The following is a 24,507-nucleotide window of genomic DNA, read 5'->3' on the forward strand; positions in this document are numbered from 1 at the left end:
GGCACGTTACCGCGTGAGCTTCTGGGCGTGCCGGTTGTCCGCGGTCGCGTCCGCCTCCGACCAGGATTGCGGCTTGACCTTGTCGCCGGCCGCGAACTTCTGGAAGCCTTCGACCACGACCTTGTCGCCGGCCTTGAGGCCGTCGGTGACGAACCAGATGCCGTCCTGCACCGAGCCGGTGCGCACCGGCTGCACCGCAACGTGATTGTCGTCCTTGACGACGAACACCTCGCTGCCGCCGCCGCCGTTACGCTGGATCGCCTGCTGCGGCACCGCGATCGCGTCGGAATCGAGGCCCTGGTCGATGCGGACGCGGACATACATGCCCGGGAGGAGCTCGCGCTTGGGATTGCGGAACTCGCCGCGCAAAGTCACCTGGCCGGTATGGGCATCGACCTTGGCATCGGAGAACAGCAGCTTGCCGTCGAGCGAATAGAGCGTGTTGTCGTCGAGCACGAGACGCACCTTGGCGGCATCGGTCGCGATGCGCTCGAGGTCGCCGCTCTCGAAGGCGCGGCGCAGCTGGTTGAGCTCGTTCACCGACTGGGTGAAGTCGGCATAGATCGGATCGAGCTGCTGGATGGTGGCGAGATTGGTCTCGTTCTGCACCGCGAGCGCGCCTTCGCTGACGAGCGCAGCACCGACCACGCCGTCGATCGGCGCGCGCACGGTGGCATAGTCGAGGTTGAGCTTGGCGCGCGCGAGGTCGGCCTTGCGGCCTTCGACCTCGGCATGGGCCTGGCGCTCGGCCGCGATCGCCTTCTCGTTCTCGGCTTCCGGCGCAGCGCGATCCTTGGTGAGAGTGGCGACGCGGTGCGCCTGCTGCCTCGCCTGCATCAACGCAGCCTCGGCCTTGGCCAGCGCCGCCTCGTTGGCCATCACCTCGACCTCGAACGGACGCGCGTCGATGCGATAGAGCGCATCACCGGCCTTCACCTCGCTGCCCTGGCGGAACAGGCGTTCGACCACGATGCCGGAGACGCGCGGCCGCACATCGGAAACGCGCGTCGGCGCGATGCGGCCAGGAAGTTCGCGCACCACGGCACGGGCTTGCTGCTTGACGACGACGATGCTGACGTCAGGGTCGGCCGGCGGCGCGGAGGACACCGCGGAGCTGGATTCGTCGCAGGCCCCCAGCAGCGGCGCAAAGGCCGCGAGCATCATTGCAACGCATGCCGATCGCGCACGAAGTCCTGACATGAAGTGGGGTGCCCCGATGTTGTTGAAACTGATCACGCTCCGCGCGGGCCCATTCTGGGCCATTCCACGCGGCTGACGCACTCAAAATAGAGTGGACGTGCTGCGATGCAACGCATGGTGCAGGCGGCCCAATGTCACACGACCTATCGTGCTGAGTTCAGGGCGCTTTCCGGGTCTCACCGGATTGTGAGTCGAGTTCCATCGCGGCGTGCTGCGACAGAAGAGCGCAATCAGGGTGTGCGCTCTCTACGCCGGACTCATTCAGGCATTCTCTCTTGCAATCACGCCGAGGCAAAAGTCGATGAAGCTCCGCACTTTCGCGGGCTGATGCTGGCGTGATGGAAACAGCGCATAGAGCGGGAACATCTCGCCGGACCATTCGGGAAACAGGTCGATCAACGCTCCGCTTTCCACGAGGTGACCGCTGCCGAGCTGGAGAATCTGGGCGATGCCCGCGCCGGCTTCGCAAGCCGAAAGCATGGCGCCGACATCCGAGACCAGAACGCGGGCGGATACCTTCACGGGAAGTATCTCTTTTCCCTTGTGGAACTCCCAATCGAAAGGTCGCTGGTTTGCCGCGTCATAGAAACCGATGCAATCGTGGTCCGGCACCTCGGACGGATGTCGTGGCCGGCCGCGCTGGGCGAGGTAAGCGGGCGCCGCAACCGTGAGAACACGGGTTTCGACGAGCTTGCGCGCAACCAATGAACCGTTCGGGGGCTCTCCGAACCTCAGCGCCAAATCGAAGCCGCCAGCCCCAAGATCTCCGACCGCGTCACGCATCAGAAGCTCCAGTGACACTTCGGGATGCTGCTCCAAAAATTCCCTGATGTGGGATGACAAGACGATGCGCGAGAAGAACGGATCGACGTTCACCCGAAGCCGCCCGCGCACGATGCCGGCAGAGCCCGATGCTTCGATCGCCGCTTCTTCGATGCCGGCAAGGTGCGGTCCGACGCGCTCGTAAAAGCGCCGCCCCTCGTCTGTCAGCGAGAGTGAGCGCGTCGTGCGCTCAAGCAGCCTGACCCCGACGCGCGCTTCCAGGCGCGATATGGCGCGGCTTACCGCAGAGGCGGTGAGGCCCAGCGCATCGGCCGCGCGCGCGATGGTGCCGGCCTCTATCACGGCCGAGAGGACAGTAACACCCGACAGCAACCGTCCATCGAAGGGCATCGCAATTCCTGATTTGTATGAACGTCTATTCTGACATAACGGAAATTGGATCAGCAATCACGATCTGTCATCAGTGTCGCCATCGAAGACGCGGAGGCGAACATGACGAAACGGCTTTACTTTCCGAGCACTGATTCTTGCGCGCGCTGGATGCTGCTAGGCGCGTCCATGGCGTCTCTGCTTTCGATCGCAACTTCTGCCGGAGCGCAAACGAACACCCTTCACACCGGCACAAAAAAGGAAGCGATCATGACGATGAAGCAAGACCTTGCGATGCGCTCGCCGGAGATTCATTGGCCGGAGGGCTTCAATCCCGCGACTGCCGATCTGTTTTCGCACAACGAGCTTCTCATCAATGCGTCATGCGAAAAGATCTGGGGTCACATCGTGGACGCCAGGAAGTGGCCGCAATGGTATCCGAACTCTGGCGGCGTCGAACTTCCCGAGGGCACAAAAGTTCTGGGCGACGGTACGACGTGGCGCTGGAGCACGTTTGGCCTGTCGATCGAGAGCAAGGTACAAGAATATGTGCCGCATACGCGCCTCGGCTGGTACGGTTACGCGCCGGGGACGCGGCCGAGCTTCTATCACACCTGGTATCTGGCCCCTCAAGGCACGAGCTGCCTGGTCATAACGGATGAAGTTGGCGTGGGCAAAGATGCCGCCCACCTGCGAGAGGCCGATGAGAGCCTGCTGCATCGTGGCCACGATCTATGGCTGGCGACATTGAAATGGGTCTCTGAGAGCAATTGACCGGTCACCGGGGACCGTGCGCGGCATTCATGCGTGCGCGCCCTACCCCGCCGCCTTCATCCGGTAGTGGCTGACGCCCCATTCCGTTCCGTCGGCGTAGCCGAACAGGCCCGATGTCGCGAGGAAGAAGCAGCGCCAGCGCCGCATCCACAAGGAGGTCTCGTCGCCATGGACCTTGCGCAGGGCCGCCTCGATCGCATCGCGATGGGCATCGAAATTGGCGAGCCAGTCATTGGCGGTGCGCTGATAATGCGTGCCGCTCCAGCACCATTCCTTCTCGACCGTGAAGATGTCGTCGAACTGCCTGACGAGGTGATGGCTCGCCATCACCCCGCCGGTGAAGACGTGCTGCGCAATCCAGTCCTCGCGATTGGCCCGGTCGAACAGGTGGGAGCTGGAGCGATGGGTGACGATGTGCATGAACAGGCGCCCCTCGGGCGCGAGCCATGACCGCACGCGCGTCATCAGCTTGCGCCAGTTCATCACGTGCTCGAACATCTCGACCGAGACGATGCGATCGAACTGGTCCTCGGGCGCGAACACGTTCATGTCGGCGGTGACCACGCGCAGGTTCAAGAGCCCGCGCAGCCGCGCCTGCTCCTCGACATAGGCCCGCTGGCCTTGCGAGTGCGACACCGCCGTCACCTTGGCGTGCGGAAACTGCCGCGCCATCCAGAGCGACAGCGAGCCCCAGCCGCAGCCGAGTTCGAGGATGGTCTGCCCGTCGGCGAGTCCGGCATGCGCGACGGTCTGGCGCAGCGCCTCCTCCTCCGCCTCCTGCAGGGTGGTCGCGTCGGTCGTGTAGAAGCAGGACGAGTATTTGCGGTTGGGGCCGAGCGCCTGCGCGAAGAAGGACGCGGGCGCCTCGTCATGCCCGGCATTGGCGGCATCGATGTCCTCGGCGATCGGCCGCAGCATCATGCGCCCGGCGAAGGCGGCCTCGTCGTCCGCGCCCAGGGCGGAGATGCGGGTCGCCGTCCGCGAGCACAGGCGCTGGATCGCGGCGCGAATCACGACATCAGGCAGCGGCACGCGTTCGGCAGTCCCGATGATCGCGGAAACGACGCTCATGCGGCCACTCCCCTGGTCATGTCTGGTTCGGGACACGAAAGAAGGAACGGGCAGGTTCGGGCGTCGCCGCCTGGCCGGATGCAGGCGAACGCCATCAGGACCGCGAGCAAGGGCGCGATGACGTCCAGTCCCCCGAGATCCGTCACCATGCAAAAAATCCGACCTAAACCTGCGGAATGCCGAAGTTTTGCAAAATAAGTCCTTATCAAAGCGCGGCTTCGGCTTTGGGTTCCGGAAGCTCTCCGCGAAATCGGCGCATCCGGCGCTTTTTTTGGGCCGGCGCTGTGCCATAGTGCGCACCGCAATCAAGTTCGTAACGGATGACACCGGCCATGCCGTCTGGCGCCTCGCCCCGCTCCCCCATGGACATCGAATACACCAAGCTATCCTCGCCCAGCGTCTTCCTGGTGCGGATGCTGGTCTTCCTGGTGCTGTGCACGCTGGTCGGCGTGGTGCTCTACAAGCAGATCATCCAGGCTTTCTTCGCCAATCCGGGCCTCAATGCCCTGATCGGGGCGGTACTGTTCATCGGCATCGTGCTGGCCTTCCGCCAGGTCATCCGGCTCTATCCCGAGGTCTCCTGGGTCAACAATTTCCGCATCGCCGATCCCGGCCTCGCCCCTGCCCGGCACCCAAAACTGCTGGCACCGATGGCGATGATCCTGGGCGGCGAGCGCACCGGGCGGATGTCGATCACCCAGACCACGATGCGGCACCTGCTCGATTCGATCGCGACCCGCCTGGACGAGGCCCGGGACATCTCCCGCTACATGACCGGCCTGCTCGTCTTCCTCGGCCTGCTCGGCACCTTCTGGGGCCTGATCGAGACGGTCGGCTCGGTCGGCAAGGTGATCGACGGGCTCAAGGTCGGCGGCGATTCCGGCGCCCTGTTCGACACGCTGAAGGAGGGCCTCGCCGCCCCGCTCGGCGGCATGGGCATCTCGTTCTCCAGCTCGCTGTTCGGCCTCGCCGGCTCGCTGATCCTCGGCTTCCTCGACCTGCAATCGAGCCAGGCCCAGAACCGCTTCTACACCGACCTCGAAGACTGGCTCGCCACCACCGTGCGCGAATACGGCCGAGGCGATGTGACCGTGGCCGCCGGCGGCGGTGTTGCCAGCGGCGAGCTGCAGGCCGCCGTCGAGCGGCTGCGCTCCGTGCTCGAGGAGGGCAGCTCCAGCCGCGGCACCACGGCGGCGATGGCAAGCCTTGCCGAAGCCATCCAGGCGCTGGTCTCGCACATGCGCACCGAGCAGCAGATGATCCGCGAATGGGCCGACGGCCAGGGCGAGCAGAACCGCGAGATCCGGCGCCTCCTCGAGCGGCTCGCGCGCCAGCCCGAGAAGGGTTAGCGACATGGCTCTAGCGCGCGGCCGCCGCAGCGACGGCGCCTTCAACTACTGGCCCGGCTTCGTCGACGCGCTGTCGACGCTGGTGCTGTCGATCGTATTCCTGCTGTCGGTGTTCTTGGTCGTGCAGTTCTTCCTGTCGCAGGAAGTGACCGGCAAGGACAAGGCGCTGGAGCAGCTCAACGCCAAGATCGCGCAGCTCAACGAGCTATTGTCGCTGGAGAAGCTCGGCAAGCTCACGCTCGACGACCAGGTCTCGCAATTGAAGGCCGGCCTCGCCTCGGCGGAGTCCGAGCGCGACCGCATCAAGGGCCTCTATGACGGCCTGGCTGCCGCCGGCAACGACGCGCAGGGCAAGTCCACCGAGCTTGGCAAGGCGCTGGACTCGGAGAAGGCGGTCTCGGCGCGGGCGCTGGCGCAGATCGAGGTGCTGAACCAGCAGATCAGCGCGCTGCGGCGGCAGCTCGCGGCGCTGGAAGAGGCCCTCGATGCCAGCGAGAAGCGCGACAAGGAATCGCAGAACCGGATCGCCGATCTGGGGTCTCGCTTGAATGTCGCGCTGGCGCAGCGCGTGCAGGAATTGTCGCGGTACCGCTCGGAATTCTTCGGCCGCCTGCGCGCCATCCTCGGCAACCGCCCCGACATCCGCGTCGTCGGCGACCGCTTCGTGTTCCAGTCCGAAGTCTTCTTCGACACCGGCCAGGCGACGCTCCTGCCGGAGGGCCGCGCCGAGCTCGACACCGTGGCGAACGCGCTGATCGAGCTCGACAAGAAGATCCCGGCCGAGATCGCCTGGGTGCTGCGCGTCGACGGCCATACCGACGTGCGCCCGGTGAGCGGCGCGAACTTCAAGTCGAACTGGGACCTGTCCGCGGCGCGCGCGATCTCGGTGGTGCAGTACCTGATCTCGCTCGGCGTGCCGGCCCAGCGCCTCGTCGCCGCCGGCTTCGGCGAATTCCAGCCGCTCGACACCGCCAACACGGAGGACGCCTACAAGCGCAACCGCCGCATCGAGCTGAAGCTGACGGAGCGGTAGTGAGCGCCCTCCACCTCCGCCCCTACCGCCCCGAGGACGAAGCCGCCGCCATCGACCTTTGGCATCGCACCTGGCAGCAGGCCTATCCGCAGATCGACTTCGCCGCGCGGCTGGACTGGTGGCGCGAGCGCTGGCGCAGGGATCTGGTGCCGAAGGCCTCGATCGTGGTTGCGGAGGCGGACGGCGCGCTGACCGGCTTCGTCACCATCGACGGCGAGGGCTATCTCGACCAGCTCGTGGTCGATCCCGCGCATTGGGGCTCGGATGCGGCGAGGCTGCTGGTGGACGAGGCCAAGCGCCTGTCACCTTCAGGCGTCACGTTGCTGGTCAACAAGGACAACGCCCGCGCCATCCGCTTCTACGAGCGCAACGGCTTTGCCCATGCCGGCGACGATTTGAATCCGACCTCGGGACGGCCGGTGCTGAAGATGGTGTGGAGGCCGTAGAGCTTTGCTGCCCACCCCACCCTCCGCTGTCATGCCCCGGCTTGACCGGGGCATCCAGTACGCCGCGGCTTATCGGTTGATCACTATCGTCTCGGAGTACTGGATTCCCCGCCTTCGCGGGGAATGACACCGGAAATGAGGCTGCGCTCAGCGCCCTCACGCCCCCTCGAACTGCAGCCTCGCCAGCCTCGCATAGAGCCCGTTCGCAGCCACGAGCTCGGCATGCGTGCCCTGCTCGACGATCTTGCCGTGGTCCATCACCAGGATGCGGTCGCAGGACAGCACGGTGGCGAGGCGGTGCGCGATCACCAGCGTGGTGCGGTGGCGCATCAGCTCTTCCAGCGCGGTCTGCACCAGCGTCTCGCTTTCGGCATCGAGTGCGGAAGTCGCTTCATCCAGCAGCAGCAGCGGCGCGTCGCGCAGGATCGCGCGCGCGATCGCGATGCGCTGGCGCTGACCGCCGGAGAGAGTCACGCCGCGCTCGCCGAGCGGGGTGTCGAAGCCTTCCGGCAGACGGCGGATGAACTCGGTGGCGTGCGCGAGCTCGGCGGCGCGCTCGACCTCGGCATCGGTCGCATCGGGCCGGCCGAAGCGGATGTTCTCGCGGGCACTCGCGGCGAACACGTTCGATTCCTGCGGCACCAGCGCGATGCGGGAACGGAAATCACGGGGATCGGCCGACCTGACCGGCACGCCGTCGAGCGAGATCGTGCCGCTGCGCGGATCGTAGAAGCGCAGCAGCAGATGAAAGATCGTGCTCTTGCCGGCACCGGACGGACCGACGATCGCGACCTTCTCGCCGGGGCGCACGGTGAACGACACGGCGTCGAGCACCTTGGCGTCGAGCCGTGCCGGATAGGCGAAGCTGACCTGGTCGAACCCGACCTCGCCGCGCGCCGGCACCGGCAGCGCGCGCGGGGTCGCGGGCGCCTTGATGTCGGGCTGCACATGCAGGATCTCGAACAGGCGCTCGGCAGCGCCGGACGCCGCCGAGACCTCGCCCCAGACCTCGCTGAGCTGGCCGAGGCCGGCGGCCGCGAACGCGGCATAGAGCACGAACTGGCCTAGCCGGCCCGGCGAGATCGCGCCGGTGAGCACGTCATGCGAGCCGATCCAGAGGATCGCGACCACGCTTGCGAACACGATGAAGATGATGATGGCGGTGAGCACGGCGCGCGCCTGTGTCGAGGTGCGCGCGGCCTCATAGGCCTGCTCGACTTCGCCGCCGAACCGCTTCTCGGCAAACCGCTCGCTGGTATAGGCCTGCACGGTGCGGATCGCGCCGACCAATTCGCCCGCATAGGCGGAGGCCTCGGCCAGCGTGTCCTGCGCATTGCGCGACAGACGCCGCACCCAGCGCCCGAAGGCGACCAGCGGCAGCACGATCAGGGGAATGGCCAGCAGCACGAAGCCCGACAGCTTCGGGCTGGTGATCACCATCATCGCCGCGGCGCCGAAGAACATCATCAGGTTGCGCAGCGCGATCGACACCGAGGCGCCGACGGCGGATTTGATTTGGGTGGTGTCGGCGGTGAGCCGCGAGATCAATTCGCCGCTGCGCGCCGAATCGAAGAAGGCGGGCGAGAGCGACAGCAGATGGGCGAAGACGTCGCGCCTGAGGTCGGCGACGATGCGCTCGCCGATCGTCATCACGAGGTAGTAGCGCGCAGCGCTCGCCAGCGCGAGCACGGCGACGACCGCGATCATCACCGAGAAGTAGCTGTTGATCAGCTCGATGCCCTCAGGCGTCAGGCCGAAATCGATCATCCGGCGCACCGCGACCGGCACCAGCAGCGTGGTCAACGCGGCGATCGTGAGCGCGACGAAGGCCAGCGCGGCCCGGCCCCGATAGCGGGCCACATAGGGCGCGAGCGCCAGCAGCGGCCGCAGCTTGGCGCGGCCCTTGGCGGGCTGCTCGATCAGCTCGGCTTCGATGGACGGGGCCTCAGGCGGCGAGGCATCGCGCTCGTCGCGGTACTGGTCGTCAAGCCGTTCCACAGCGCTCATGAGATCGGACCCAGGGAGACAGATGTGATCCACATAGGCCGGTGCGGGGGGAGTGGCAAATCCGGGATGTCCCTTAGGGGGCGGCCCGCTTCTCCTTCGCCCACAATGGCTTGTTTTGAAGGGTCCTGTGGGGTATAGAGCCGGCCAAATCCGTCATTCGATAGCCACTCAAGCAAGGCGCCGGTCGCCCCAGGGAATTGCCATGAAAGCCGAAATTCATCCGAATTATCATACGATTAAGGTCGTGATGACCGACGGAACCGAGTACCTGACCCGCTCGACCTGGGGCAAGGAAGGCGACACTTTGAACCTCGACATCGACCCGAAGTCGCACCCGGCCTGGACCGGCGGCAACGCCCAGATCATGGACCGCGGCGGCCGCGTCTCGCGCTTCCAGAAGAAGTTCTCGGGCTTCCTCAAGAAGGATTGATCCGGCCGTTTCGGCCGCGACGAAAAACGCCCCCGGGAAACCGGGGGCGTTTTTGTTTTGGGGGCGTCATTCCGGGACGCGCCTCTTGGCGCGGGCCCGGAATCCATACTCCCGATCGTGGTTATGGATTCCGGTCGCGACTTCGTCGCGCCCCGGAATGACGGCTGTGGTTGCCGATCGTCTTACCGCTCGAACGCGGCCTTCAGCGCATTGAGGTGCGGCACCAGCGGGTTGCCGATCGCGATGTGCTCGGCCGGCGGAGTGTGGATGGTGGTGTCGAGGCGGCGCACGCGGGTCTGCAGGCTCATCGAGCGGTGGATCAAATCCTGCAGCTGCAAGGGCAGCTTCTCGATGGTGTCGGCGGGGCCGGGATCGGCCGCGGTGAGCTTGACCTTGGTCTTCTCGCGGTTGGCCTGGACCAGCGTCATCTCGCCTTCCTTCACCGCGCGGTGCAGCAGCAGCCAGGAGGCGAGCTGCATCAGGCGGGTGGTCAGGCGCATGCTCTCGGTCGCGTAGGTGAGGCTGACGGCGCGATCGAGCGCCTTGGCCTCGGTGCGGCCGGCACCGTCGAGATAGGCGGCGGTCTCTTCGACGAGGTCCATGCCCTCGCGGAACAGCGTGCCGAACGCCGCAGAATTGGTGAACCGCTCGCTGAGTTGAACGAGAGCGCCGTCGGCCTGCAAACGTTCCATGGTTAACGCCCCTTACGCAACTGTTTACCTGTCCGGCTTTGCGCCGGCTTATGATGAACAAATCATTGCGCGGGCGGGACGCGGAGTCCAGCGACAAGCACGGATATGGTTTCCGCGGGTCTTTCCTCGGAATTCAACCGCAACGAGACGCAAAAAAGAGCCGCCGGAAGACCGGCGGCTTTGAAAGTTGATAACAGGGAGGCGTCAAACAGAGTGGACAGGAGCCACTCGGTGTCCAAACGAGGACAGTTCCAGTCATAAACCCGAAAGCTTAATCGACCGTAAACGAACTAATTTTTTGAGATTTCGTTAGCCATGTCGGTCAGTGGCCGAGAGCACTGCGGAACAAACTCTCCCCGCGGGTCGTCCCGGCGAAGGCCGGGACCCATAACCACAGGGAGGAATCGTCGCACGAGCTGGTAACTCCGAGTCTTCGCCAAACTGCTTGCACGGAGTATGGGTCCCGGCCTTCGCCGGGACGACAACGGCTACGACTTGAAAATACTGTTCGCCGCATCGCGCGAGGCGCGCTTCTTCGCGGCAGCTTCTTCCAGCCTTGCGATCTCGGTCTTGAGCAGGGCGACGCGCTCGGTCAGTTCCTCCACGGACAACAGTGAGAGATCCTGTCCGATTTCATGCGTGATCTTCTTGCGCGGGCGGTCGTCGTCTTCCGTCGGCATGATCGTTCCTCCTGCGTTCGCTCCGGTCACACGGCTGAGGCGGTTGCCAGCTTGGACCGCGCTGGCTAAGCAATGGCCTCGTTTCCTCCCGTACCTTTGCTCAAGGACACATCATGGACAAGCTGCCCGCGCAAATGACCGTGGTCGCCATCTCCAAGCCCGGCGGACCGGAGGTGCTGGTGCCGGAACAACGGGCGCTGCCGCAGCCCGGTCCCGACGAGATCCTGGTCAAGGTGCAGGCCGCCGGCGTCAACCGGCCCGACGTGGCGCAGCGCTCCGGCGCCTATCCGCCACCGCCCGGCGCCAGCGATCTGCCGGGCCTCGAGATAGCCGGTGAAGTCGTCGCCGTCGGCAGCAATGCCAAGCGGCACAAGATCGGCGACAAGGTGATGTCGCTGGTCGCCGGCGGGGGCTATGCGCAGTACTGCATCGCCCAGGACGCCCAGGCGATGAGCGTGCCGCCGGCGCTGTCGATCAAGGAAGCCGGCGCATTGCCGGAAACCCTGATGACGGTTTGGCACAACGTGTTCGAGCGCGGCGGCCTCAAGGCCGGCGAGACGCTGCTGATCCATGGCGGCTCCTCCGGCATCGGCACCATGGCGATCCAGCTTGCGAAAGCCTTTGGCGCGAAAGTGTTCGTCACCGTGGGATCGCAGGACAAGGTCGATGCCTGCCTCAAGCTCGGGGCCGACCGCGCCATCAACTACAAGACCGAAGACTTCGTCGCCGTGGTGAAGGCGGAGACCAACAATGCCGGCGTCAACCTGATCCTCGACATGGTCGCCGGCGAGTATGTGGACCGCAACTACGACGCCGCCGCGGTGGACGGCCGCATCGTCCAGATCGCGACCCTCAACGGCCCCAAGGTCAGCGTCAACATCGCCAAGGTCATGGTCAAGCGCCTGACCCATACCGGCTCGACGCTGCGCCCCCGTAGTAATGCGGACAAGGCGGCGATGGTGGCCGCGATCGAGGCGAAAGTTATGCCGCTTCTGCGCGAAGGCCGGGTCAAACCGGTGATGGACAGCGCTTTCCCGCTGGAAAAGGCGGCCGATGCCCACCGGCGCATGGAGACGAGCGCACATATTGGCAAAATTGTGTTGGAGGCCTAGGCCTCTGACCCACAGGGCAAGGCGGAAACCCTTTGATTTTCCTCGCTTTCGTGGCATCTATCGCGACGCACCGAACCAATTCTGTCCGGTCTGAAATCGCCTTGCACACGAAGTTTGCGTCGAACGCGGAGAACTGACCTTGCGTCTGATCAGGTGCCTCGCGCCCATCGCGCTGGGCCTCATGATTGTTGTCGCCGCGCTCCCTGCGCGCGCGCTCGACGCCGTCAGCGTCCGCGGTGACGCGCCCGCGATCGACCTCACCGGCGTGCTCGAGCATCAGCGCAGCGATGCCGACCGCATCCAGGTCTCGACCGCGCCCGGCACCGACGGCATCGTCCGCCGCATCGAGGTGCGCGCCCGCGAGGGCGGCCAGAACTGGGTGGTGTTCGCGCTCGCCAACAACACCGACGACCAGCTCGACCGCCTGATCGTCGCCCCGCATTACCGCATCGTCTCGTCAGGCCTGCTGTGGCCCGACCTCGGGCTGTCGCGCATCGCGACCATCACGCCCTCGACCGGAGACCGGCCGGAGCGGCAGGAAAGCCCGACCGCCGACGTCTTCCGCGTCACGCTCGACCCCGGCGCCGTCATCACCTTCGTCGCCGAGCTGCGCACCGACAAGCTGCCGCAGCTCTATCTGTGGGAGCCCGAGTCCTACAAGGACAAGGTCAACTCGTTCACGCTCTACCAGGGCATCGTAATCGGCATTTCGGGGCTCCTGGCTCTCGTCCTCACCATCCTGTTCGTCGTCAAGGGCAGCATCATGTTCCCGGCGGCCGCGGCGCTGGCCTGGGCGGTGCTGGTCTATATCGGCGTCGATTTCGGCTTCTGGGGCAAGGTGCTCGACATGTCGAACAACGCCGAGCGCATCTGGCGCGCGGCGGGTGAAGCGATCCTGGCGGCGACGCTGCTGGTGTTCCTGTTCGCCTATCTCAACCTCAGTCGATGGCATGTGCGCTATTCGCACATCACGGTGGGCTGGCTCGCCTTCCTCGGCTCGCTGGTCGCACTGGCGCTATTCGATCCGGCCGTGGCCTCCGGCATCGCGCGCATCTCGCTGGTGCTGATCGCCTTCGCCGGCTTCGCGCTGATCGTCTATCTCTCCACCCACGGCTTCGACCGCGCGGTGCTGCTGATCCCGACCTGGTTCCTCCTGGTGGTCTGGGTGGTCGCGGCCGGCATGACGGTGGCAGGCTCCGTCACCAACGACATCGTCGGCCCGGCGCTGCTCGGCGGCCTCGTGCTGATCGTGATGCTGATCGGCTTCACGGTGATGCAGCACGCCTTCGCCGGCGGCGGCGCCACCACCGGCGTCGTCTCCGACATCGAGCGGCGCGCACTGGCGCTCGCAGGTTCCGGCGATCTGATCTGGGACTGGGACGTTTCCGCCGACAAGGTCTTCACCAGCCCCGAGACCGAAGCCCTGCTCGGCCTCAAGCGCGGCACGCTGGAAGGCCCGGCGGCATCGTGGCTGGAAGTGCTGCATCCGCTCGACCAGGACCGTTTCCGCGCCGCGCTCGACAGCGTGCTCGACCAGCGCCGCGGCCGCCTGGTGCAGGATTTTCGCCTGCGCACGCCGGACGGTCACTTCATGTGGTTCGCGCTGAAGGCGCGGCCGGTGGTCGGATCCGACGGCGAGGTCTCGCGCGTGGTCGGCACGCTCACCGACGTCACCGAGCTGCGCAACGCCGAGGAGCGCCTGCTGCACGATTCCGTGCATGACAACCTCACCGGCCTGCCCAACCGCAAGCTGTTCATGGACCGGCTGGGTGGGGTCGCGCATTTCGCCAAGACCATGCCGACCCTGCGGCCGACGCTGATGGTGATCGACCTCGACCGCTTCAAGCAGGTCAACGATTCCGTCGGCATCGCGGTCGGCGATTCCATCCTGCTGACGCTGGCCCGCCGCCTCACCCGCATCCTGAAGCCGCAGGACACGCTGGCGCGGCTCGCCGGCGACCAGTTCGGCCTGATCCTGCTCTCGGAGCAGGATCCCGCCCGCATCACCGCCTTCGCCGAGACCATCCGCAAGACCATCCGCGCGCCGATCGCCTTCAACGAGCGCGAGATCTTTCTCACGGCCTCGATCGGGCTCGCGCTTTCCGATCCTCAGACGCAGTTGACGGACGAGATCATCAAGGATGCCGAGCTGGCGATGTATCACTCCAAGCGCATCGGCGGCGACCGCATCGACGTCTACAAGCCGGCGATGCGCGCGCGCAAGACCGACCGCCTGACGCTTGAGAGCGAGCTGCGCCGCGCCATCGAGCGGCAGGAGCTCACCATCCTCTACCAGCCGATCGTGCGGCTGGAGGACCGCTCCGTCGCGGGCTTCGAGGCGCTGGCGCGCTGGGACCACCCCAAGCTCGGACGCATGGCGCCGTCGGAATTCATCACCATCGCCGAAGAGACCGGCCTGATCGTCGACCTCGGCATGTTCGTGCTCGACCAGACCGCAAAGCAGCTCTCTATCTGGCAGCGCGCGATGCGCTCGCGCGAGCCGATCTTCGCATCCGTCAACGTCTCCTCGCGGCAATTGCTGCGCCATGACCTGATCCACGACATCCGCACCGTGCTGTCGCGCTCCTCGGTGGCGCGCGGCACGCTGAAGCTGGAATTGACGGAATCGCTGGTGATGGAGAACCCGGAGCACGCGGCGCAGATGCTGACGCGGATCCGCGAGCTCGGCACCGGGCTGTCGCTCGACGATTTCGGCACCGGGCATTCCTCGCTGGCCTATCTCCAGCGCTTCCCGTTCGACACCATCAAGATCGACCAGTCGTTCGTGCGCACCACCAACCGCGGCACCCGCCCGGTGATCCTGAAGTCGATCATCGCGCTCGCGCACGACCTCGGCATGGACGTGGTCGCCGAAGGCGCCGAGACCGATTCCGACGCGGTCGAGCTCTACCAGATGGGCTGCGAATACGCGCAGGGCTTTGCCTTCGGCGAGCCGATGGACGCGGATGCGGCCATGCGCCTGCTGACCGAAGTGCGGCTGGAAGCGGCGAGCTGACCTCCCTCTCCCCTTTTTGAGGGGCCGCCCGCGAAGCGCGCGGGGTGAGGTGCCGATGAGGCCGTGCTTGATCCAGATCAATGGGCCTCTGCTCAACCGCCGCGAAAAATGGCGCGCAGCATTCGATCCAGAACGGTTTCGTCATCGAGGTCGTTGGGCTCACCACTGTCGTTCTCGGCGTGCCCACACGCGTTAAGCGCAACGGCTCGGATGAGCAAACCAAGCGTACTTCTCAGGAGTCACGGATGACCCGGCACCTTTTCTACGCGATCACCCTCATAGGCACCGGAATGTTCCTCGCCTCGTCGGCCGAAGCAGTGACGGCTGCACGATGCGAGGATCGAGGCGCAAACTGCGTCGGCACATGTGCCGACTACACCGGCGGGGCCGGTGACGTTCGGGGCCACCAGAACGTGTGTATGCGCGCCTGCGACCGGCAGACGACCCGATGTCTGATACGAGCACACGCCGCCGACGAACGCTGGCCCCGTGAGCGCCAATGAAGGCCTTGGTTCGGCACCGCGGCTAGCGGCAACCGTTCTCACGCTCGCGGCGGATCGCGCGTCCACCTGATCTAGCTCGGCCTGCGGCGCAACCCCATGACCAAGCCGAGACCAACCAATAGCGAAATCGCCGCAAGACCGCCCCAGACCATTCCCGCCTGCTCGAGATAGACGTCCTGCGAGACCGGGTCGTAGCAGCGGCCGAGCTCGTTAAAGCAGTTGCGCCAGCGCCAGTAGCGGGCCTCGAAGGCCAGCGCGAAGAGCACGCCCAATCCGATCAGCGCTGCGCCAGAAATCCCCCTCAGCCAGCGCAGGATCATGCGGCTCGCTACCACCGTTTCTGCGACTTCTGCTTCCTGAATCGCACGCTCTGGCCGTCCGGCATCCGTGTCGCCACGAACCCGGCGGCGAGGCAGGCCTCGCGCTGCGGCATCTGGATGTCGGGGCTGCGCAGGCTGTCCCACCATGAGGCGCGGTTCGCCGCGCGCGGCAGGGCCGCGCCGATGATCTCCTCGATCTGTTCAAAGCTCAGCACGAATTCGTCCTGCTTCTGCCGCAGCAGATAGTCGCGCAACGCGTCGTAGTCGTTCACCGTCGTCCTCTCGTCAGAAGCCGGATTTGCCCGATCAGGCCTGCCCAAAACCGTGAGCCGCATCAACCGTTTCTTAACTCATTGCGGCAGTGCCGTCCCACCTTAAACACTACTCAAGCTTTCGGGCGCATCCACTAGGATCGGGAGCAAACGATGCTGTCTGGATGGCGCGAAGTCATGGCCCGCCGGCCGTGGCGAGTCTCGGCGAAATTGCTGATCATCTCGTCCGTGGTGACGGTGATCGGCTTTTCCGCCATTTGCGTCAACGTCATGCTCGACATGCGCCGCGGCGAGGAGGCGCTCGCCCGCCAGACGCTGGAAAACCTGGCGACGACCATCGAGTCCGACGTCAGCCGCAACATCGAGATCTACGACCTGTCGCTGAAGGCGGTCGCCAACAACATGCTGCTGCCCGAGCTCGCCACGGTCTCCAAGACGGTCCGCCACCTCATCCTGTTCGACCATGCGACCACGGCACGGCATTTCGGCGCGATCCAGGTATTCGATCCCGACGGCAGGCTGACCATCGACGCCTCCTCGCTCGATCCCCTGCCTGAGGTCAGGAGCGACGAGGATTACTTCAGGGTTCATCGCGACAATCCGGAAGCCGGGCTCTTCATCAGCCGGCCGATGCTGTTCCGCGGCGCCTATTCCATCGTGCTCAGCCGGCGCATCAGCGACACTGACGGCGGCTTCCTCGGCGTCGTCGCCGGCTCGATCCGCTTCAGCTATTTCCACGAATTGTTCGAGCGCTTGAGCCTCGATCCTGAAGACACCATCACCGTGCTCAGGCGCGACCGCACCATCATCATGCGGCGGCCGTTCGATCTCGATGTAATCGGCAAGAACCTCGCCGAGCGGCCGACCTGGAGGGCCGACAATCTCAAGGTCGGCAGCGCGTTCGCCGGACAGGGCCCGGTCGACGCGACCCCGCGGCTCTACGTCCGCAGCAGCGGGTCCAGTCCGCTGTTCGTGGTGGCGGGCAAGCCGCTGAGCGCCGTGTTCGCACTGTGGCAGAAGGAAGCTTATCGCATCGGCGCCGTGGTGCTGGCGCTTGCGCTGTTCGTGCTGGGATCGACGCTCGTGCTCGCACGCGAGATCGGCCGACGCGCCGAGGCCGAGCGCAAGCTCGAGGAGATGGCAACGACGGACGCGCTCACCGGCCTGAAGAACCGCCGCAAGTTCGATGCTGTCATCGACGTTGAATGGCGGCGCGCGATGCGCCAGAAGACGCCGGTCGCGCTCCTGATGATCGATGCCGATCACTTCAAGGCCTACAACGACACGTTCGGCCACCAGGCCGGCGACCAGCTGCTGGTCGGCATCGCCATCTGCATTTCCGATTCGGTGAGCCGCGCCGGCGACTGCGCCGCCCGCTATGGCGGCGAGGAATTCGCGGTGCTGCTGCCGAACACCTCCATCACCGAGGCCTTCAGGATCGCCGAGGCGATCCGCGGCAAGGTGCTGGGCTGGTCCGACGATACGGCGACGTCGACGGTCTCCTGCGGCATCGCCAGCCTCGTCCCCGCCGCCGGCATGGACTGGTCGATGCTGGTCGCCGCCGCCGACAAGGCGCTCTATGCCGCCAAAGCCGGCGGCCGCAACCAGTCCGTGGTCGCGAGCCTTCCGAAGCTGTCGCTGGTGGCGTGAGGGCCACTCTTCGTCATTAGCGTGCTGTCGCGCACCACTGCAGTGTCGTCCCGGCGAAGGCCGGGACCCATAACCACAGGGAGTGGTTTGGTGGAGACTCGTCGTTCGGTACGCCTGCCGAACGCGATCGATAGATCACGCGGTATGGGTCCCGGCCTTCGCCGGGACGACAGCGAGAACTATTGCCCCAGATACTTCTTCATCTCCGCGATCAGTCCGTCGCGCAGCTCGGGGCGCTTCAGGCCGTAGGCGATGTTGGCGCGGAGGAAGCCGGGCTTGGAGCCGCAATCATGGCGCTCGCCCTCGAACTCGACGCCGTAGAATTTCTGCGACCTGGCGAGGCCGATCATGGCGTCGGTGAGCTGGATCTCGCCGCCGGCGCCGCGCTCCTGGGTCTCCAGGATCTTGAAGATATCCGGCTGGAGGATGTAGCGGCCGGTGATGGAGAGGTTGGAGGGCGCGGTGCCCTTGGCCGGCTTCTCGACCATGCCGTCGACCTCGAACATCTTGCCGCTGCGCTTGCCGACACCGCAGATGCCGTATTGATGGGTGAGATGGTCGGGCACCGCCTCGACCGCGACCAGGTTGGATTTCTCGCCGAGCGAGGATGCCATCTCGATCATCTGCTTCAGGCAGCCCGGCGTGTTGAGCACGAGCTCGTCGGGCAGCACGACCGCGAACGGCTCGTTGCCGACGATGTCGCGCGCGCACCAGACCGCGTGGCCGAGGCCGAGCGGCGCCTGCTGGCGGGTGAAGCTGACGGCGCCGGCTTCCGGCTGGTTCTGCGCCAGTATCTCCTGCTCGGCCTTCTTGCTGCGCGCAGCCAGCGTCGCGTCGAGCTCGAACATCTTGTCGAAATGATCTTCGATGACATTCTTATTGCGGCCGGTGACGAAGATGAAGTGCTCGATGCCGGCTTCCCTCGCCTCGTCATAGACGTACTGGATCAGCGGCTTGTCGACGATGGTCAGCATTTCCTTCGGCATCGCCTTGGTGGCGGGCAGGACGCGGGTGCCGAGGCCGGCGACGGGGAATACGGCTTTGCGAATTTTCATGGGATCGATCGAATACCTGAGGACGTGAACGGAGCAATGTGATCTTGCTAGCTTGTTTGCAGCCGCTAACAAAGGCGGATGTGGGGCCTCGCCCTCACGGAGTTGAGAAAAAGGCCGACACCAAAATTTCATCTTTGTTAGGCTATTGGCAACCGCAACCGGGCCTCCTGATGGCGGATTTTTGGCCGGACAGGTGGGACATGATGCAATCAGTGGCAGGGCTGGCAAAACGTGCTGGATCCGTGACCAGCGGAGCGTTGGTTGCGGCTGCCTTGCTGCTGCCGGCTTGCGCGCAGGCCCAGGCGCAGAACGGCCTGTCGAACCTGTTCGGCGGCATTTTCTCGGGCTCGAATCCGGCGCCTGCGCAAGCCCCGCCAGGCCCCGGCGGCGCGCAAACAGGAGCCCAACCTTGGAGCGGCGAGGACGGCGCCTCGGGCCATCCGCTGATGACGGCGGCGGCGATCCGCGAGGCCGCCGGCAATTTCAACAATTGCGTTGCAGGGATGTGGCCCGATGCCGCACGGCGCGGCATCACCCAGGAAAATTTTCAAAGCTTCACCGCAGGGCTCGCGCCCGATTTGCGCATCATGGACCTGATGGACTCGCAGCCGGAGTTCACCAAGTCGATCTGGGACTATCTCGACATCCTCGTGAACGACAACCGCCTCGCCAAGGGCCGCGAGGTGCTCGCCAAGTACAAGGCGCAGTTCGATGCCACCGAAAGGGCCACTGGCGTCGATCGCTACATCATCGCCTCGATCTGGGGCATCGAGTCCAATTACTCGACGCAGATGGGCGACCGCAGCGTGCTGCAATCCACTGCGACGCTTGCCTGCATCGGCCGCCGCCAGGCCTATTTCAAGGACGAATTCCTCTCCGCACTGGAGATCCTCAATCGCGGCGATCTGCGCCCTGAGCAGATGCGCGGCTCATGGGCCGGCGCCTTCGGCCCGACCCAGTTCATGCCGACCGCGTTCAAGCGCTTTGCCGTGGACGGCGATGGCGATGGACGCCGCGACGTCGTCGACAATCCCACCGACCTGATCGCTTCCACCGCGAACAACCTGAAGAAGGACGGCTGGCAGGCCGGCCAGACCTGGGGCTTTGAGGTCGTGGTGCCCCAGGGATTCAACTACATGCAGGCCGACCGCGCCAAGGCGATGCCGATCGCGCAGTGGGAGAAGCTCGGGCTCAAGCGCCCGACGGGCCAGCCGTTCCCGCATCCGGCCGAGAAAGCCTATCTGCTGGCACCGGCGGGCGCACAAGGGCCGGGCTTCCTGATGCTCCAGAACTACCGGGTCATCATGAAGTACAACCCGGCCGAGGCCTATGCGCTGGCGATCGGTCATTTCGCCGATCGCCTGCGCGGCGGGGCGCCCTTCGTGCAGCCCTGGCCGCGGCAGGAACGCGAGCTGTCGCGGACCGAGCGGCTGGAGCTCCAGCAGCTGCTGGCCCAGCGCGGCTTCTACAAGGGCACCCCGGACGGCCAGTTCGGCGGCCAGACCCGGGAGGCGCTGCGCAATTTCCAGGCCTCGATCGGGGTCCCCGCCGACGGTTTTGCCTCCTCCGACGTGCTGGAACGGCTGCGCGGACGGTAGAATCGGGCCGAAAGTAACCCTGAATGGGGATTTTGCCTGCCGGCCTTGACGGGAGCGGCTGTTCCCCGGTGTATGGCCAAAGAATCTGCAACGGAATCTGCCCGTTTGGCGCCTGATTCCGTTATTATATCGAGCCTATCCAGACCCCGTTGCGCGTGCCCGAGATCGCATGTCGAAGAAGTCCCTGTTCAAGGCGCTGACCGAGACCGGCCCGTTGATCGCGCTGGGGACGGCGCTTGCGATTCTGGTGTCGGTCGCAGGACCCGCCTCGGCGCAATTCTTCAACTTCCCCGGCTTCGGCGGTCCGCCGCAGCGCTCGGCGCCGCCACCACCGCGCAGCGGTGGAGGTGGAGGTGGCGGCGGCTGGTTCGGCGGCGACTTCTTCGCGCCGTTCCAGCAGCAACAGCCGCAGGCGCCGCGACAGGATTTTTCGCGCGCGCCGGCACCTAGCAAGCGTGACACCATTGCCGACAAGAACGTGCTGGTGATCGGCGATGCCATGGCCGACTGGCTCGCCTACGGCCTGGAAGACGCCTACACCGAGCAGCCCGACATGGGCGTGATCCGCAAGCACAAGACCACGTCCGGCCTGATCAAGTACCAGCCGAAGGGCGAACCTTCGGACTGGGCGGCTGCCGCCAAGGGCATCCTCGAGACCGAGAAGCCCGACGTCATCGTCGTCATGCTCGGCCTCAACGACCGCATCGCCATCCGCGAGCCCGTCGCCGACAAGCCGGCAGACAAAGACAAGAAGAACGAGAAGAACGACAAGGGTGCGCGCGCCAAGCCGCAGGGCAAGCCGGGCGATGCAAAGCCCAACAGCCCCGACACCGCCGCCAAGCCGGACGACAAGCCGGCGGATACCGACCTGCCGCAGGATGACGCCGACAACGCCGACGCGCCGCAGACCGCGGCTCCCGAGAAGACCGCGCGCAACCCGAACGGCCTCTACGAATTCCGCGACGACCGCTGGATCGAGCTCTACGGCAAGAAGATCGAGGAGCTGGCCAACGTCCTGAAGGCCAAGGGCGTGCCGGTGCTCTGGGTCGGCCTACCCGCGATCCGCGGCCCGAAGGGCACGGCGGACATGCTGTTCCTGGATTCGCTCTACCGCGAGGGCGCGGCCAAGGCCGGCATCACCTATGTCGATGTCTGGGACGGCTTTGTCGACGAAGCCGGCCGCTTCCTCCAGAAGGGCCCGGACTTCGAGGGCCAGATCCGTCAGCTCCGCACCTATGACGGCGTCTTCTTCACCAAGCCCGGCGCGCGCAAGCTAGCTCACTATGTCGAGCGCGAGATCACGCGCCTGCTCGCCGGCCGCTCCGGCCCGATCGCGCTGCCGAGCGAACCGGCAACGCCCGACACCAGCGCCGAGCCCGGCAAGCCCGCGCCGCGGCCGCTCGCCGGCCCGATCGTTCCGCTGGTTGCCGCCTCGATCTCGACCGATCAATTGCTGGGCGGCCCGGGCTCGCGTCCTGCCGCCGTCGATGCGCTCGCTGCGAAGACGATGGTGAAGGGCGAGCCGCTGGCGGCCCCCGCAGGCCGCGCCGACGATTATGCCTGGCCGCGCCGCGAAGTCGGCCGCGAGCAGGCCAAGGGCGATACGCCGATGGCCGCGACCACGCCTGACGGCAGCGCTGCTGCTCCCGGCACACCAAGTGCGGCCGCCGCGATCGCGCCGCCGAAACTCGCACCGAAGAAGCCGCCTGTGGTGCAGCAGCCGGCCCAGGGGGCGCCGTCGTTCCGTGATTTCTTCGGCTTCGGCTCGCCGCAGCCAGCGCCGCGTCAGCTGGCGCCGGCGCCAGGGCCGCGCAATCCGGCTCAAAACCCCGCGATCCCGCGTCCGCCGGGCAATGTCGGGCGAGCGGCGGAAGTCCGGTAGTCTTAGCTGAAGTCTCGTGTCCCGGGCGCAGCGCGAAGCGTTGCGACGCAGAGCCGGGACCCAGCATCTACTTCAAAAAGAATGGGCCCCGGCTCAGCAATGCAGCGTTTCACGCTGCATTGCGTCCGGGGCACGAGAGATCGAGCTTCAGCTCCTAGCCGTAATAGCGCCAGCGCGGCGGCGGGCGACGTGCGGGCCGTGACATCAACAGCGCGAGCGCGAAGCCGATGCCGCCGGCGATCAGGAGTGAGCCGAGCGGATTGTCCTGCACCTTGCGCGCGATCGCCTGCGTGCCATCGCGAAACGTCTCGCCGCTGTTGTCGTAGGCATCCTTGGCGTAGCCGGCCGCAACCTCGCCGGCGTCACGCACGGCGTCCTTGGCCTGGCCGTAGAGATTCTGCACGGTGCCGGCGGCCTCGCGCGCCTTGCCCGATGCTTCTGTCTGCGCATCGCCCGCCAGATCTCCGACTGCGCCTTCCGCGCGGCCAGCGAATTCCTTGGCCGATCCGACAATTCGATCCTTGTCCATGTGGTCCTCCTCGGGGGTCAGCCGGAGTAACCGATCAGGCGCAGCGCAGTTCCAAACGCCGGGAGCAATCGCCTACAGAATGAGCCCGCCATCGACGACCAGCGTCTGGCCGATGATGTAGGACGACAGCGGCGAGGCCAGGAACAGCGCCGCGCCCGCCATGTCGGCCGGCGTGCCCAATCGCCGCAGGGGAATGCGCGACAAGGCACCTTCGAGCCGCTTGGGATTGTCGGTCGTGACCTTCGTCATCTTGGTGTCGACGAGGCCGGGCGCGATGCCATTGACGCGAATGCCGTCCTCGGCCCAGGCCTCCCCTAACGTGCGCGTCAATCCGACCGCGCCGGTCTTCGACGCGTTGTAGGCGGGGTTGCCCATGGTGGAATGATAGGCCGCGGTCGACGACACCATGATCAGCGTGCCCTTCGCATCCCGCAACATGGAATGAAACCGCGTCGCACAGGCCATCAGGCTCATCAGATTGACCTCGACGACCTTGCGGAAACCGCTCATCTCGAACTCGCCGCGGCGATAGATCACCGCGCCCTGTGCCAGCACCAGGATGTCGAGCCGATCGAAAGACGGCTTGAAGGCTTCGATCGCACTGGGGTTGCCGACGTCGAGCTGCGCGTAGGCAAGACCGGCGAGATCGGAGCCTTCCTCCGCCGAATATTCCTCCGGCTGAGCACGCGTACCGCAAACCGCGACACGCGCGCCCCTGGCGCGAAAGGCCTGTGCGATGCCGTTGCCGATGCCGCTGGAGCCGCCGACGACCAGCACCTGTTTGCCTGTGAAATCGAGCTCGTTCGCCATCGCGGCCTCCCCTTTTGTCTTGCTTGTTTGACCTGTCTGCGGATCGATGCCAGCCTTGTCCATCTCATAACAAGAAACAAGAGACGCGAGGAAACAGCATGTCCGAATTCAAGCAGCTCAGCCGGTCCGTGAAGGGCCTGACTGCTCTCGTCACCGGCGCGGCGAGCGGCATGGGGCGCGCCACCGCGCGCGTCTTCGCCGCTGAAGGCGCGAACGTTGCCGTCACCGATTACGACGAGCAGGGCGCGCTGTCCGTTGCCAAGGAGATTGCCGCGAACGCCGGATCAGCGAAGGCGTGGAAGCTCGATGTCGCCGATGGCGGTGAGATCAAGCGCGTGGTCCATGACATCGCAGCGCATTTCGGCGGGCTCGACATCGTCGTCAACAATGCCGGCATCTCCGTGCGCGTCGCGATCGATGATGAGGCTTACGAGGACGCCTGGGCCAAGGGCATCGCGGTGATGCTGACGGCGCATCCGCGCATCATCCGCGCTGCGCTGCCTCACCTGCGCAAATCGAAGAGCCCGCGCATCGTCAACATCGCCTCGACCGAGGCGCTCGGCGCCACTGCATTGCACAGTCCCTATTCGGCGGCGAAGGGCGGCGTCGCGAGCCTGACCCGTTCGCTCGCGGTCGAGCTCGGCCGCGAAGGCATTACCGTCAACTGCATCTGCCCGGGCCCGATCCGCACCGCCATCACCGACCGCATCTCGGAGGAGCACAAGACCATCTATGCCAAACGCCGGACGGCACTGGGTCGTTACGGCGACCCCGAGGAGGTCGCACATATGACGCTGAGCCTGTGCCTGCCGGCCGCCTCGTTCCTGACCGGCGCGGTGATCCCGGTCGACGGCGGCCTGATGGCGCGCAACGCGTAAGAGGCATCCAACGGGCGCAGCCCGGATGGAGCGAAGCGTAATCCGGGG

General features: G+C 65.8%; 23 protein-coding genes. 12 read left to right on the plus strand and 11 right to left on the minus strand.

Features of this window, described 5'->3' with window-relative positions; all coding sequences use genetic code 11:
- Positions 1–6: 6 nt before the first annotated feature.
- Together E4K65_RS24220 and E4K65_RS24225 are read right to left on the minus strand one after the other, a co-directional pair.
- Positions 7–1,200, minus strand: a complete 1,194-nt coding sequence (locus tag E4K65_RS24220) for an efflux RND transporter periplasmic adaptor subunit (RefSeq protein WP_135176291.1) — start codon at positions 1,198–1,200, stop codon at positions 7–9.
- Between the two features lie 261 nt (positions 1,201–1,461).
- A complete protein-coding gene (locus E4K65_RS24225) occupies positions 1,462–2,373 on the minus strand; it encodes a LysR family transcriptional regulator (protein ID WP_135176292.1) in 912 nt (303 codons plus the stop codon).
- Between the two features lie 102 nt (positions 2,374–2,475).
- Here E4K65_RS24225 and E4K65_RS24230 point away from each other — a divergent pair, with 102 nt between their 5' ends.
- Positions 2,476–3,126 carry an SRPBCC family protein gene (locus E4K65_RS24230; RefSeq protein ID WP_135176293.1) on the plus strand — a complete coding sequence of 217 codons (651 nt, stop codon included), beginning with the start codon at positions 2,476–2,478 and terminating at the stop codon, positions 3,124–3,126.
- A 42-nt stretch (positions 3,127–3,168) separates the two neighbouring features.
- Here E4K65_RS24230 and E4K65_RS24235 read toward each other — a convergent pair whose 3' ends face one another.
- Complete coding sequence (locus E4K65_RS24235) at positions 3,169–4,197, minus strand: SAM-dependent methyltransferase (protein WP_135176294.1); 1,029 nt, start codon at positions 4,195–4,197, stop codon at positions 3,169–3,171.
- A gap of 332 nt (positions 4,198–4,529) precedes the next feature.
- Between E4K65_RS24235 and E4K65_RS24240 the strand changes: the two genes are divergently transcribed.
- The 3 genes from E4K65_RS24240 to E4K65_RS24250 are packed head-to-tail and all read left to right on the plus strand — an operon-like array spanning position 4,530 to position 7,025.
- A complete protein-coding gene (locus E4K65_RS24240; RefSeq protein WP_027544189.1) occupies positions 4,530–5,546 on the plus strand; it encodes a hypothetical protein in 1,017 nt (338 codons plus the stop codon).
- A 4-nt stretch (positions 5,547–5,550) separates the two neighbouring features.
- Complete coding sequence (locus E4K65_RS24245) at positions 5,551–6,579, plus strand: peptidoglycan -binding protein (protein WP_027544190.1); 1,029 nt, start codon at positions 5,551–5,553, stop codon at positions 6,577–6,579.
- Positions 6,579–7,025 carry a GNAT family N-acetyltransferase gene (locus tag E4K65_RS24250; RefSeq protein ID WP_135176295.1) on the plus strand — a complete coding sequence of 149 codons (447 nt, stop codon included), beginning with the start codon at positions 6,579–6,581 and terminating at the stop codon, positions 7,023–7,025. The genes E4K65_RS24245 and E4K65_RS24250 overlap by 1 nt, the downstream gene beginning before the upstream one ends.
- Before the next feature lie 156 nt (positions 7,026–7,181).
- On the opposite strand, the gene E4K65_RS24255 is transcribed toward E4K65_RS24250, so the two are convergent.
- Entirely contained in the window at positions 7,182–9,032 is a 1,851-nt protein-coding gene (locus E4K65_RS24255) for an ABC transporter ATP-binding protein/permease (RefSeq protein ID WP_135176296.1), read from the minus strand.
- Positions 9,033–9,234: 202 nt separating this feature from the next.
- On the opposite strand from E4K65_RS24255, the gene rpmE reads away from it, so the two are divergent.
- The gene (rpmE, locus tag E4K65_RS24260; RefSeq protein ID WP_025034016.1) at positions 9,235–9,462 is read left to right on the plus strand and encodes a 50S ribosomal protein L31; all 228 of its coding nucleotides are present in this window, start codon (positions 9,235–9,237) and stop codon (positions 9,460–9,462) included.
- 182 nt (positions 9,463–9,644) lie between these two features.
- Here the strand turns inward: rpmE and rcdA are convergent, their stop codons facing one another.
- Together rcdA and E4K65_RS24275 are read right to left on the minus strand one after the other, a co-directional pair.
- Positions 9,645–10,154: a protease adaptor protein RcdA gene (gene rcdA, locus E4K65_RS24265; protein WP_135176297.1), complete on the minus strand. Its 510-nt coding sequence runs from the start codon at positions 10,152–10,154 to the stop codon at positions 9,645–9,647.
- Positions 10,155–10,642: 488 nt separating this feature from the next.
- Positions 10,643–10,834 carry a DUF1192 domain-containing protein gene (locus E4K65_RS24275; RefSeq protein ID WP_135176298.1) on the minus strand — a complete coding sequence of 64 codons (192 nt, stop codon included), beginning with the start codon at positions 10,832–10,834 and terminating at the stop codon, positions 10,643–10,645.
- Between the two features lie 113 nt (positions 10,835–10,947).
- Between E4K65_RS24275 and E4K65_RS24280 the strand changes: the two genes are divergently transcribed.
- The 3 genes from E4K65_RS24280 to E4K65_RS24290 all read left to right on the plus strand — a co-directional run bounded on the left by E4K65_RS24280 (position 10,948) and on the right by E4K65_RS24290 (position 15,465).
- A complete protein-coding gene (locus E4K65_RS24280; protein WP_135176299.1) occupies positions 10,948–11,946 on the plus strand; it encodes an NAD(P)H-quinone oxidoreductase in 999 nt (332 codons plus the stop codon).
- 139 nt (positions 11,947–12,085) lie between these two features.
- Positions 12,086–14,962 carry an EAL domain-containing protein gene (locus E4K65_RS24285; RefSeq protein ID WP_027544196.1) on the plus strand — a complete coding sequence of 959 codons (2,877 nt, stop codon included), beginning with the start codon at positions 12,086–12,088 and terminating at the stop codon, positions 14,960–14,962.
- A gap of 80 nt (positions 14,963–15,042) precedes the next feature.
- The gene (locus E4K65_RS24290) at positions 15,043–15,465 is read left to right on the plus strand and encodes a hypothetical protein (protein WP_135176300.1); all 423 of its coding nucleotides are present in this window, start codon (positions 15,043–15,045) and stop codon (positions 15,463–15,465) included.
- 71 nt (positions 15,466–15,536) lie between these two features.
- On the opposite strand, the gene E4K65_RS24295 is transcribed toward E4K65_RS24290, so the two are convergent.
- Positions 15,537–15,785 carry a hypothetical protein gene (locus tag E4K65_RS24295; protein ID WP_135176301.1) on the minus strand — a complete coding sequence of 83 codons (249 nt, stop codon included), beginning with the start codon at positions 15,783–15,785 and terminating at the stop codon, positions 15,537–15,539.
- An 8-nt stretch (positions 15,786–15,793) separates the two neighbouring features.
- The gene (locus E4K65_RS24300; RefSeq protein WP_167771096.1) at positions 15,794–16,057 is read right to left on the minus strand and encodes a DUF7662 domain-containing protein; all 264 of its coding nucleotides are present in this window, start codon (positions 16,055–16,057) and stop codon (positions 15,794–15,796) included.
- Positions 16,058–16,210: 153 nt separating this feature from the next.
- Between E4K65_RS24300 and E4K65_RS24305 the strand changes: the two genes are divergently transcribed.
- Positions 16,211–17,707 (plus strand): sensor domain-containing diguanylate cyclase, encoded by a 1,497-nt coding sequence (locus E4K65_RS24305; RefSeq protein WP_135176302.1) that lies wholly within the window; start codon positions 16,211–16,213, stop codon positions 17,705–17,707.
- A 179-nt stretch (positions 17,708–17,886) separates the two neighbouring features.
- Here E4K65_RS24305 and E4K65_RS24315 read toward each other — a convergent pair whose 3' ends face one another.
- Positions 17,887–18,762, minus strand: a complete 876-nt coding sequence (locus E4K65_RS24315; RefSeq protein ID WP_135176303.1) for a UTP--glucose-1-phosphate uridylyltransferase — start codon at positions 18,760–18,762, stop codon at positions 17,887–17,889.
- A gap of 203 nt (positions 18,763–18,965) precedes the next feature.
- On the opposite strand from E4K65_RS24315, the gene E4K65_RS24320 reads away from it, so the two are divergent.
- Complete coding sequence (locus E4K65_RS24320) at positions 18,966–20,360, plus strand: lytic murein transglycosylase (protein WP_430649037.1); 1,395 nt, start codon at positions 18,966–18,968, stop codon at positions 20,358–20,360.
- Between the two features lie 169 nt (positions 20,361–20,529).
- Complete coding sequence (locus tag E4K65_RS24325; protein ID WP_135176305.1) at positions 20,530–22,242, plus strand: SGNH/GDSL hydrolase family protein; 1,713 nt, start codon at positions 20,530–20,532, stop codon at positions 22,240–22,242.
- A 154-nt stretch (positions 22,243–22,396) separates the two neighbouring features.
- On the opposite strand, the gene E4K65_RS24330 is transcribed toward E4K65_RS24325, so the two are convergent.
- Together E4K65_RS24330 and E4K65_RS24335 are read right to left on the minus strand one after the other, a co-directional pair.
- Positions 22,397–22,771 (minus strand): CsbD family protein, encoded by a 375-nt coding sequence (locus E4K65_RS24330; RefSeq protein ID WP_135176306.1) that lies wholly within the window; start codon positions 22,769–22,771, stop codon positions 22,397–22,399.
- A 72-nt stretch (positions 22,772–22,843) separates the two neighbouring features.
- The gene (locus E4K65_RS24335; RefSeq protein ID WP_135176307.1) at positions 22,844–23,581 is read right to left on the minus strand and encodes an SDR family NAD(P)-dependent oxidoreductase; all 738 of its coding nucleotides are present in this window, start codon (positions 23,579–23,581) and stop codon (positions 22,844–22,846) included.
- A gap of 98 nt (positions 23,582–23,679) precedes the next feature.
- Between E4K65_RS24335 and E4K65_RS24340 the strand changes: the two genes are divergently transcribed.
- The gene (locus tag E4K65_RS24340; protein ID WP_167771098.1) at positions 23,680–24,459 is read left to right on the plus strand and encodes an SDR family NAD(P)-dependent oxidoreductase; all 780 of its coding nucleotides are present in this window, start codon (positions 23,680–23,682) and stop codon (positions 24,457–24,459) included.
- Positions 24,460–24,507 lie beyond the last annotated feature (48 nt).

Origin of the sequence: Bradyrhizobium niftali, from assembly GCF_004571025.1 — a bacterium.
Taxonomy (GTDB): Bacteria; Pseudomonadota; Alphaproteobacteria; order Rhizobiales; family Xanthobacteraceae; genus Bradyrhizobium; species Bradyrhizobium niftali.

What these genes read in the sequence shown, in the direction of transcription:
- E4K65_RS24290 (WP_135176300.1), top strand. Translation starts at nt 15,043, where the DNA reads ATGGGCCTCTGCTCAACCGCCGCGAAAAATGGCGCGCAGCATTCGATC.
- E4K65_RS24245 (WP_027544190.1), top strand. Translation starts at nt 5,551, where the DNA reads ATGGCTCTAGCGCGCGGCCGCCGCAGCGACGGCGCCTTCAACTACTGG.
- E4K65_RS24255 (WP_135176296.1), bottom strand. Translation starts at nt 9,032, where the DNA reads ATGAGCGCTGTGGAACGGCTTGACGACCAGTACCGCGACGAGCGCGAT.
- E4K65_RS24280 (WP_135176299.1), top strand. Translation starts at nt 10,948, where the DNA reads ATGGACAAGCTGCCCGCGCAAATGACCGTGGTCGCCATCTCCAAGCCC.
- E4K65_RS24275 (WP_135176298.1), bottom strand. Translation starts at nt 10,834, where the DNA reads ATGCCGACGGAAGACGACGACCGCCCGCGCAAGAAGATCACGCATGAA.
- E4K65_RS24220 (WP_135176291.1), bottom strand. Translation starts at nt 1,200, where the DNA reads ATGTCAGGACTTCGTGCGCGATCGGCATGCGTTGCAATGATGCTCGCG.
- E4K65_RS24235 (WP_135176294.1), bottom strand. Translation starts at nt 4,197, where the DNA reads ATGAGCGTCGTTTCCGCGATCATCGGGACTGCCGAACGCGTGCCGCTG.
- E4K65_RS24315 (WP_135176303.1), bottom strand. Translation starts at nt 18,762, where the DNA reads ATGAAAATTCGCAAAGCCGTATTCCCCGTCGCCGGCCTCGGCACCCGC.
- E4K65_RS24305 (WP_135176302.1), top strand. Translation starts at nt 16,211, where the DNA reads ATGCTGTCTGGATGGCGCGAAGTCATGGCCCGCCGGCCGTGGCGAGTC.
- E4K65_RS24230 (WP_135176293.1), top strand. Translation starts at nt 2,476, where the DNA reads ATGACGAAACGGCTTTACTTTCCGAGCACTGATTCTTGCGCGCGCTGG.
- E4K65_RS24225 (WP_135176292.1), bottom strand. Translation starts at nt 2,373, where the DNA reads ATGCCCTTCGATGGACGGTTGCTGTCGGGTGTTACTGTCCTCTCGGCC.
- rcdA (WP_135176297.1), bottom strand. Translation starts at nt 10,154, where the DNA reads ATGGAACGTTTGCAGGCCGACGGCGCTCTCGTTCAACTCAGCGAGCGG.
- E4K65_RS24340 (WP_167771098.1), top strand. Translation starts at nt 23,680, where the DNA reads ATGTCCGAATTCAAGCAGCTCAGCCGGTCCGTGAAGGGCCTGACTGCT.
- E4K65_RS24320 (WP_430649037.1), top strand. Translation starts at nt 18,966, where the DNA reads ATGCAATCAGTGGCAGGGCTGGCAAAACGTGCTGGATCCGTGACCAGC.
- E4K65_RS24330 (WP_135176306.1), bottom strand. Translation starts at nt 22,771, where the DNA reads ATGGACAAGGATCGAATTGTCGGATCGGCCAAGGAATTCGCTGGCCGC.
- E4K65_RS24240 (WP_027544189.1), top strand. Translation starts at nt 4,530, where the DNA reads ATGCCGTCTGGCGCCTCGCCCCGCTCCCCCATGGACATCGAATACACC.
- E4K65_RS24325 (WP_135176305.1), top strand. Translation starts at nt 20,530, where the DNA reads ATGTCGAAGAAGTCCCTGTTCAAGGCGCTGACCGAGACCGGCCCGTTG.
- E4K65_RS24335 (WP_135176307.1), bottom strand. Translation starts at nt 23,581, where the DNA reads ATGGCGAACGAGCTCGATTTCACAGGCAAACAGGTGCTGGTCGTCGGC.
- rpmE (WP_025034016.1), top strand. Translation starts at nt 9,235, where the DNA reads ATGAAAGCCGAAATTCATCCGAATTATCATACGATTAAGGTCGTGATG.
- E4K65_RS24295 (WP_135176301.1), bottom strand. Translation starts at nt 15,785, where the DNA reads ATGATCCTGCGCTGGCTGAGGGGGATTTCTGGCGCAGCGCTGATCGGA.